General features: G+C 56.5%; 1 rRNA gene. It reads left to right on the forward strand.

Going from position 1 to position 2,470, the window contains the following annotated elements:
- Positions 1–2,469: ribosomal RNA gene (locus tag AB0B40_RS38145) — 23S ribosomal RNA — on the forward strand; the annotation flags it as partial.
- Between the last annotated feature and the right edge of the window lies 1 nt (position 2,470).

Consider the following 2,470-nt stretch of genomic DNA (forward strand, 5'->3'; position numbering starts at 1 on the left):
TCTCGTGACTGCGTGCCTTTTGAAGAATGAGCCTGCGAGTTTGCGGTGTGTTGCGAGGTTAACCCGGGTGGGGAAGCCGTAGCGAAAGCGAGTCCGAATAGGGCGTTTTTAGTAGCACGCTCAAGACCCGAAGCGGAGTGATCTAGCCATGGGCAGGTTGAAGCGGAGGTAAGACTTCGTGGAGGACCGAACCCACCAGGGTTGAAAACCTGGGGGATGACCTGTGGTTAGGGGTGAAAGGCCAATCAAACTCCGTGATAGCTGGTTCTCCCCGAAATGCATTTAGGTGCAGCGTCGTGTGTTTCTTGCCGGAGGTAGAGCACTGGATAGGCGATGGGCCCTACCGGGTTACTGACCTTAGCCAAACTCCGAATGCCGGTAAGTGAGAGCGCGGCAGTGAGACTGTGGGGGATAAGCTCCATGGTCGAGAGGGAAACAGCCCAGAGCATCGACTAAGGCCCCTAAGCGTACGCTAAGTGGGAAAGGATGTGGAGTCGCACAGACAACCAGGAGGTTGGCTTAGAAGCAGCCACCCTTGAAAGAGTGCGTAATAGCTCACTGGTCTAGTGATTCCGCGCCGACAATGTAGCGGGGCTCAAGCGTACCGCCGAAGTCGTGTCATTGCAGCGTATAGCCCCAACGGGTGCTGTGATGGGTAGGGGAGCGTCGTCTGCCGGGTGAAGCGGCACTGGAAGGTAGTCGTGGACGGTTGACGAGTGAGAATGCAGGCATGAGTAGCGATACAAACGTGAGAAACGTTTGCGCCGATTGACTAAGGGTTCCTGGGTCAAGCTGATCTGCCCAGGGTAAGTCGGGACCTAAGGCGAGGCCGACAGGCGTAGTCGATGGATAACCGGTTGATATTCCGGTACCCGCTGTGAAGCGTCAAACATCGAGCATCGTGATGCTAAGGCCGTGAAGCCGTTCCGGACCCTTCGGGGAAAGGAAAGTGGTGGAGCCGCCGGCCCAAGCGGTTAGTAGGTGAGTGATGGGGTGACGCAGGAAGGTAGTCCATCCCGGGCGGTGGTTGTCCCGGGGTAAGGGTGTAGGACGTCAGGTAGGTAAATCCGCCTGGCACATAGTCTGAGACCTGATGCCGAGCCGATTGTGGTGAAGTGGATGATCCTATGCTGTCGAGAAAAGCCTCTAGCGAGTTTCATGGCGGCCCGTACCCTAAACCGACTCAGGTGGTCAGGTAGAGAATACCGAGGCGTTCGGGTGAACTATGGTTAAGGAACTCGGCAAAATGCCCCCGTAACTTCGGGAGAAGGGGGGCCACGTCTGGTGAGAGGACTTGCTCCTCGAGCTGGGTGTGGCCGCAGAGACCAGCGAGAAGCGACTGTTTACTAAAAACACAGGTCCGTGCGAAGCCGTAAGGCGATGTATACGGACTGACGCCTGCCCGGTGCTGGAACGTTAAGGGGACCGGTTAGCTTGGATTCGTCCAGGCGAAGCTGAGAACTTAAGCGCCAGTAAACGGCGGTGGTAACTATAACCATCCTAAGGTAGCGAAATTCCTTGTCGGGTAAGTTCCGACCTGCACGAATGGCGTAACGACTTCTCGACTGTCTCAACCATAGGCCCGGTGAAATTGCACTACGAGTAAAGATGCTCGTTTCGCGCAGCAGGACGGAAAGACCCCGGGACCTTTACTACAGTTTGATATTGGTGTTCGGTTCGGCTTGTGTAGGATAGCTGGGAGACTGTGAAGCAGGCACGCCAGTGTTTGTGGAGTCGTCGTTGAAATACCAGTCTGGTCGTGCTGGATGTCTAACCTGGGTCCGTGATCCGGATCAGGGACAGTGTCTGATGGGTAGTTTAACTGGGGCGGTTGCCTCCTAAAGAGTAACGGAGGCGCCCAAAGGTTCCCTCAGCCTGGTTGGCAATCAGGTGTTGAGTGTAAGTGCACAAGGGAGCTTGACTGTGAGACCGACGGGTCGAGCAGGGACGAAAGTCGGGACTAGTGATCCGGCGGTGGCTTGTGGAAGCGCCGTCGCTCAACGGATAAAAGGTACCCCGGGGATAACAGGCTGATCTTCCCCAAGAGTCCATATCGACGGGATGGTTTGGCACCTCGATGTCGGCTCGTCGCATCCTGGGGCTGGAGTCGGTCCCAAGGGTTGGGCTGTTCGCCCATTAAAGCGGTACGCGAGCTGGGTTTAGAACGTCGTGAGACAGTTCGGTCCCTATCCGCTGTGCGCGTAGGAATATTGAGAAGGGCTGTCCCTAGTACGAGAGGACCGGGACGGACGAACCTCTGGTGTGCCAGTTGTTCTGCCAAGGGCATGGCTGGTTGGCTACGTTCGGGAGGGATAACCGCTGAAAGCATCTAAGCGGGAAGCCTGCTTCGAGATGAGTATTCCCACCTCCTTGAGAGGGTAAGGCTCCCAGTAGACGACTGGGTTGATAGGCCGGATCTGGAAGCCAGGTAACTGGTGGAGGTGACCGGTACTAATAGGCCGAGGGCTTG

The sequence above is a fragment of the Streptomyces sp. NPDC042638 genome, assembly GCF_040647235.1.
Taxonomy (GTDB): Bacteria; Actinomycetota; Actinomycetes; order Streptomycetales; family Streptomycetaceae; genus Streptomyces; species Streptomyces rameus.